This is a genomic window from Paenibacillus sp. 2KB_22, assembly GCF_052115745.1.
Taxonomy (GTDB): domain Bacteria; phylum Bacillota; class Bacilli; order Paenibacillales; family Paenibacillaceae; genus Paenibacillus.
Genome location: NZ_JBFRHG010000016.1, coordinates 1 through 6,962 on the forward strand (window position 1 = coordinate 1; position 6,962 = coordinate 6,962).

At 45.0% G+C, this 6,962-nt stretch carries 6 protein-coding genes and 1 rRNA gene; 6 read left to right on the forward strand and 1 reads right to left on the reverse strand.

The features are described 5' to 3' along the window. Window positions 1-280: 280 nt before the first annotated feature. The 4 genes from AB4111_RS30895 (at window position 281) to AB4111_RS30910 (ending at window position 4,773) form a co-directional block, all read left to right on the forward strand. Window positions 281-874, forward strand: a complete 594-nt coding sequence (locus tag AB4111_RS30895; RefSeq protein WP_442035125.1) for a hypothetical protein — start codon at window positions 281-283, stop codon at window positions 872-874. A gap of 26 nt (window positions 875-900) precedes the next feature. Next, window positions 901-2,289 carry a DUF4097 family beta strand repeat-containing protein gene (locus AB4111_RS30900; RefSeq protein WP_442035127.1) on the forward strand — a complete coding sequence of 463 codons (1,389 nt, stop codon included), beginning with the start codon at window positions 901-903 and terminating at the stop codon, window positions 2,287-2,289. A 188-nt stretch (window positions 2,290-2,477) separates the two neighbouring features. Next, complete coding sequence (gene perR / locus AB4111_RS30905; RefSeq protein ID WP_026081471.1) at window positions 2,478-2,900, forward strand: peroxide-responsive transcriptional repressor PerR; 423 nt, start codon at window positions 2,478-2,480, stop codon at window positions 2,898-2,900. A 142-nt stretch (window positions 2,901-3,042) separates the two neighbouring features. Further along, window positions 3,043-4,773, forward strand: coding sequence for a glycosyl hydrolase family 18 protein (locus AB4111_RS30910; protein ID WP_442035129.1), 1,731 nt, complete (start codon window positions 3,043-3,045; stop codon window positions 4,771-4,773). 292 nt (window positions 4,774-5,065) lie between these two features. Here the strand turns inward: AB4111_RS30910 and AB4111_RS30915 are convergent, their stop codons facing one another. Then, window positions 5,066-5,446, reverse strand: coding sequence for a DUF2614 family zinc ribbon-containing protein (locus AB4111_RS30915; RefSeq protein ID WP_442035131.1), 381 nt, complete (start codon window positions 5,444-5,446; stop codon window positions 5,066-5,068). A 122-nt stretch (window positions 5,447-5,568) separates the two neighbouring features. Here AB4111_RS30915 and AB4111_RS30920 point away from each other — a divergent pair, with 122 nt between their 5' ends. Next, on the forward strand, window positions 5,569-6,447 hold the full coding sequence (locus AB4111_RS30920; protein WP_442035133.1) for a nucleotidyltransferase-like protein: 879 nt from the start codon (window positions 5,569-5,571) through the stop codon (window positions 6,445-6,447). 456 nt (window positions 6,448-6,903) lie between these two features. Further along, window positions 6,904-6,962, forward strand: a 16S ribosomal RNA gene (locus AB4111_RS30925); the annotation flags it as partial.

Here is a 6,962-nt window from a genome sequence, read left to right on the forward strand (position 1 = left end):
ATCTAACCGCATTCAATTTAAATTCTTCGGTATACGTCTGAAATGTTTGTCCTTTTTTGGCCATAAAAATATCCCCTCCAGGTGTCACTTGAACCCTCATAATAACATGAAGGTTTTTTCAAGTGTCTACTTAAAGGGGATAATACCACCCCAGGCCAGTAGTGCCGGAGGGTTTTTGGTCATATCCATATTTCTTCCAGTTACTCTCCTTGCTCTTTAGGGTACTATCTAACCAAATGCATGAAGAGCGGAAGGTCAGATCAGAAGAGAGGAGTATGTTATGAAACGGAGAAGTCAATTGAACAAAAAGACCCGTTCAGTCCAGGCCAAACCGGTCAGAAATCGGACTCACAAGTTTATCGCGGGATTACTGAGCGCCATTATTCCTGGCCTGGGTCATATTTATCTGAGATTGTACATGAGAGGTTTGACCTTTATGCTGCTTGTTTTGCTTGATCTGTCAGCAGTGTTGTACTTCTCATCTATTGGTATACAGATCAATGTGCCATTGCTCATCTTACTGGCTTTGTGTATCCCGGTTATTTACTTTTACAATGTATATGATGTGTTGCAATCTGCAGATTGGGTCATGATGCGCAGACGTAGAGCAGTGACCCAGGCAACTTCGGACAAGCCGATATCCAATGAACGTTCTACACGAGATGCAATGATGGTCTGGGAGAGAGGCATATCGTTTGGATTACTTCTGATTGTGGGAGGATCTTTGATGGTACTGTTTTTCCGTAAACCACGTTGGTTTCAAGAGCTTCTCGCCATGTACGGCGGATATTCATTTGCGGTTCTCATGATCGTAGGCGGTTTGCTTCTGTTTGGTCGTGAGTTCTGGGTGATGTTGAACAAGAAAAAATTGTAGTGGAAACGATACAAGGAGGGAACGTGATGAACCGTAAAGTCCGGGTTGGCCGCTATACGGCTGCCGCCTTAATCATAGCGGTCGGTGTGCTGTTGATTTTGGATAAACGGTGGGGAACTGACTACGTATATGAGATGGTGGACTGGTGGCCATTTTTGCTCGTTGTTTTAGGTGTTGAATATATTGTGCTGTTCCTGTGGACACGCAGAAGAAACAAGGTGCAATCGGCTAACCCGAGCAATCCTGATGAGCAAATCAAAGTACGTTTCAGACCCGATGCCAAAGGCATTCTAACCTCACTGATTTTGGCAGCTTCCGTATTTATCGTCACCGAGCAGGATCACTACATGCACTTATGGAATAGAGTGAGTCTAAATCTCGGAGCGGCATCCATGGACTACAGTCAAGCGGCAGGGTATATGGAGGATAAGGGCACGATTCGTGTACCTGTTCGCATGGATACGTCAGATCTGGTGGTTGAAGGTGTCAACGGAGATATCTCGGTACAACGCGGAGATACGGATGAGATTGAAGTACGGACAGTGATCTGGGTAGATCAGACGACGGAAGTACAGGCAAAGGCCGTTGCAGCAGCCTCTTTTGTAGAGGCCGATGGTACAAAAGTAATTTATATCAAAGCTACAGGCAAGACGTATGGAGACAATGAAAAAACACAGCCACGGATGAATCTTACCATTACGATCCCGGATGATCGTCGTTTTAATCTGGATATTCGAACTTCCAATGGAGCCATATTATTAAACCGTCCGGAAGCCATTAGTACCATACTGGCCGAAACGGGTAACGGACGTATCCGGATTACCAATGCTGTTGGAGATATCTCCGGGAAAACGTTGAACGGGGATGTCATTGTAGCCAATGCCATTGGTAATGTCGATTTGGACAGTAACCGTGGAGATATGAAGGCTCGCGGTATTTCCGGCGATGTAGATCTTGCTACACAAGTGGGAAGTATCAGTATTGCGGACTCCGTTGGTGAATTCATCGCAGAGACACGCAACGGCAATATTACGCTGGATGGAGCCAATCTGGGAATCAAAGCCCAATCGCTTAATGGCAGTATTAACATCGTATCTACCAAAGTCGGAGGGGACTGGGATGTGTACAGTGCGGTGGGAGCCATTAACGTATTACTTCCTGATCGTGGAGACTACAGTCTTGCGGGTTCCAGCAGTTATGGAGATCTAAGTACGGATCTGCCGTTCAAAGTACAGAACAAAACCATAGAAGGCCAACTCGGTGAGGGCGAGTACAGGGTGAAAATTGAAGGCAACAGTGATCTCACCATTCAGAGTAATCCGGCTGTATCTACGCCTGAAACAGTTACACCTGATTCTGAAGATACGGCTGAGAATCTGGAACAGACTACCGGGGACGGACCAAATTCCCAGTAGGATTCTACAGAGGTTCCTTGACTGCCGCGTTGACAATAAACTTGTAATCGCCGTACAATAAATGTACACTGGCAAGATTACACGGCATGAAAGATGGATTGTCGTTTTTAATGGCCGGGAATCAACTCTGAGCGAGGAGACAGGAACTTACTCTTCACGAGAGAATGAAAGGTAAGGCGGTGGGTTTTATGGCAACACGTGTCCAACATGCGTTGGAGCATCTGAAAACGACCGGTGTCCGTATTACACCCCAGCGTCATGCCATATTGAACTATCTGATGGAATCCATGGGGCATCCGACAGCCGATGAAATTTACCGAGCCCTTGAACCCCAATTTCCCAGTATGAGCGTGGCAACGGTATATAACAATTTGAAGATGTTTCTGGAAGCTGGCATGGTCCGGGAATTGACATACGGAGATAATTCAAGCCGCTTCGATGCCAATGTGACGGATCATTATCATGTTATCTGTGATCAATGCGGCAAGATTGAAGACTTTAGCTATCCTTCACTCAAAAGTGTAGAGCTTCAGGCGGAGTCTAGTACAGGATTTGAAGTACACGGCCACCGATTGGAAGTGTATGGCGTTTGCAAAAGTTGCAGGGATTAAGAGAGTTGAATTACAATATTAACGTGCAGAATTCAGTATGGATTCTTCACGTTTTTTTTTTAGCATTTATGCAAAACACTCATTTTTATAACAACTTATGCGCTCATCCTTATGATTCAGCATAATTAACGGAGGTAGACGTTTGGGTAGAAAAAGCAGATATACACGTCAGAAGCGACGTTCATTTTGGCCCGGTTTTCTAGGGGCTTGTCTGATCGCTGGGGGGGCTTACTGGCTTATAACGAATGTATGGTTGAACCAGTCTCATGAAGACCCCGATTGGGTAGGAAGAAGCCAGCCTATTTTTGTAGATGGGCAACTGATGGATGGAGACGCCTTGGATACAGGAGATCAACTCAAGTTGCCTGTAAAGGTGCTGCAAGACGCAGTTGATGCCGGCATACGTTATGAACCAGAGTCGGGGGATATCATTATTGCCTCCCCTCAGCGAGTTCTTCATATGAAAGAGGACAGTACACAAGCAGAACTTAATCACAAAGATTATCCTATGACTGTTAAGCCTGAGGTTAAGGATGGAGAAGCATACATTCCGCTCAAACCTTTGAAGGAAGTGTACGGCATCGCCATACAGGAAGATTCGGTAACAGGTGCTGTACTTCTGATGCGTGGAGGAGACACGATACAGTATGCAGAGATTGATACGTTGTCATCCAAAGCAGACAAGACTGTGCCGTTATATAAACGTGGGGGAGAATCCTCACCAATCATTGCCGATATGGAAAAGGATGCGCGGGTACGTGTATGGCAGACGGGTGATAAACAGAGTTTTGTTCAACTCGATAATGGATATGCCGGATATGTAGATAATGATCATATTGCACTCACGGAGAAAAAGAAGGTGGACACGCCCAAGTATACGCTGACAGCAGCAGAGAAGAAGTGGCAGAATAAACCGGTAAATCTGGTTTGGGAAGCCGTGTACAATCGTCAGCCTGATGTGGGCTCTATTGGTAAAATGCCTGGTGTGAATGTGGTCAGCCCCACATGGTTTCACATTACGGATGGGCAGGGCACGGTGAAAAGCAAGGGAAACCAAGCTTATGTGAACTGGGCTCACCGTTCGGGTATGGAAGTATGGGGACTTATGGATAACAGCTTTGATCCGGATGTTACCAAAGAAGCTGTAGCTTCTTACGAGACACGCACTCATATTATTGAGCAGATGTTGGAGTATGCAAAGACGTATCAATTGGATGGTATCAATATCGACTTTGAGAACGTGTATACAGATGACGGGCCGAATATTACGCAATTTGTGCGCGAGATCAAGGCGATGGCACGCATACATGGATTGATGTTATCGATCGACGTAACACCGAAATCGAACAGTGAAATGTGGTCCGCCTTTCTGGATCGCCGTGCATTAGGTTCTTTTGCAGACTATGTTATTGTGATGGCTTATGATGAACATTGGGCGGCCAGTCCCAAGGCCGGGTCGGTAGCGTCTCTCCCATGGACTGAGGCTTCCATGAGACGCATACTTGAGGAGGATGAAGTACCTTCTAACAAGTTGATCATGGCGGTTCCGCTCTACACAAGAATCTGGACGGAAGAGAAGAATGATCAAGGGGAGGTTAAAGTGTCTTCCAAAGCGGTAGGCATGAATACCATTGTTGATCTGATCCAAGAAAAGAAACTCAAACCCGAACTGGATCAGGCAAGTGGACAGAACTATGTGGAGTATGAGGAAGACGGAGCTACCAAGAAAATATGGATCGAAGATGCCGTGTCCCTTCAGGCGCGTGTAGATTTGATTGCTTCGTTGAAGCTGGGCGGAGTTGCGGCATGGAATCGGAGTTTTGCTAATGCCTCTGCATGGGAGGTATTGAAGCAGGCCGGTTACCAGAAATAATTTACTCATGCTCCGTGTCCGACGGATGGCTTCTCTTGTTTTCTTTGCAAAGTCGAAGTTGCTCCCGCTCGATACCATCTTACATGTAATCTATCATTTTATTAGCAATAGGAATCATAACTTAACTTCATATCTTAACTTCATATCTTAACTTCATATCTTAGCTGTTGATGACAGCAACAAGGACTTATTTATAAGCCAAGTCCAAAAAGGTCCGGTAGACATACCGGGCCTTTTTTGTTCTTCAATGAAATTAATGCAAAGACATTTAGCGGTTGGAGATTATTTCGTGTTAACTATCAGTGGGGGGAACTGTTGTAGAAGGCGCTTTCAGTTGTTGACTGGTCATATTGGCCTTGTTGGGGTCCAGGGTGAGGATGGTATGACAGAACATACAACGATCCGTTTTGCCCAGCATTTTGGTTAACTTCCCGCATTCAGGACAGTCGACTTGTACCGCGCTGGTGGAGAGCATACCCGCCCAGAAATAAATGGCTAGACTGGCCATCATGGCAATCAGTCCGATGACGAGTCCTACAGCTGCGAATACCTTGCCTGCATGTCCCCAGAAAACAATCCCGGCTGTTCCCAGTATCATTAGGCCCATACCTAGCATGGTCAGTAGTAGTCCCCAAGTGCGAAAAGCATTAATTTTAGCTGATTTAAAAATCATGAAAAATGCTCCTATCGTATGAGTAGTATCGGACCTGGAAAAGAAGGAAACTTTAGTCTGGATGTAGAATTACATTATAACTGACTTGGCGCTTATCTGCCATGAAATGTATGGAGGGAATCGTGGAATTAAAGAACCTTGCTTTTTTGTCCGAACAGTCGGAAGAGACAGGGGCAGTTGGGGCTATCGCTTATTCCCACCCGGGAGAGCGATTCCACGGCTCCCTAATTCAAGATTTCGAATTATTGGTACTTGTTGTTCATAATGATGATCAATTAAAATCGGCGGTGGGACATTACAGATATGGTGATCTTCGTTATCAAATGATGTATGCGAGCCGTCATGAATTAAAGAGTAGTGTAGTTACCGGGAATCACAATAATCTCACCCAGTGTCTGATTGAAGGTGAGATTATCTGGGAAGAGGACAGCGCCTTAAGTGATTTGCGAGAAGAACTGTCCGCCTTTGGGACAGAATTGCGTGAGCAGAAGCTCCTGCATGAATTCACCAGTTTCTTGAGGATGTATGTGGAGGCGAAACGTCATATCCAGGAAGGTCATGTTGTAGACGCCTACTACAATGTATTAGAGGCTCTGGGCAACTGGGCAAGAATTGTATTGATTGAACAGGGGATATACCCGGATCATGCCGTCTGGACACATGTGCAGAATCTGGATCGCGCTTTGTGGAAACTGTACCAAGAGCTTACGGTAAGCTCGGAGACACTGGAGCAGCGAGTAGAGCTTGTACTGCTGGCCTGTGAGTTTTCGGTAATGTCCAAAATGAGTGAATGCTCGGAGCTGCTACTGCGTGTGTTAAGAAGTCGCAAGGAGCCTTGGAGCATAAATGAACTTGTTCATCATCCGCAGTTAAGATTTGTTCGAGAAGATCTACCCTTGGTTATACGCAAGCTGGTCTTTCGTTCTATAGTAAAAGAATCGGCAGGGTGGCCATCAATCGGAGGAGAGGGTCGGGAAATTCGGTATTGGATTGAGACATAACCTTCTCCAAAAGTCTGGCAATAATTGATCGCATCAGGGAGGGGAAACCTTCCTTTTTTGTTTGTTTAATAATTTATAAAAAAATGTTGACTCTGATTCGCGATATATGATACATTATATTTCGTTCCTCAAACGAGATTATCGCCAACAAACGATAAAATCTTCAGAGGAAAAGTGAAGAACTAACGCTTCAAAAAAGAAATTAAAAAAAGTTCTTGACGAAAACAAACGAAATGTGATACATTATTTAAGTCGCCGCCGAAACTTGGTTGAGACGAAAAAGAAGTAAAGCAAATCGTGTTTGATCTTTGAAAACTGAACAACGAGTGAGTAAACATTCTGCTTGCAGAATGAACGCGAAAGTTCGAAACAAGCCTTGGCTTGAATCGACTGGAGCACAAATGAGATTTTTAATCTCGTCAGATTCAAAATGAGCTTATCGCTCTTTTCAATACTTTATTGGAGAGTTTGATCCTGGCTCAGGACGAACGCTGGCGGCATGCCTAATACATGCA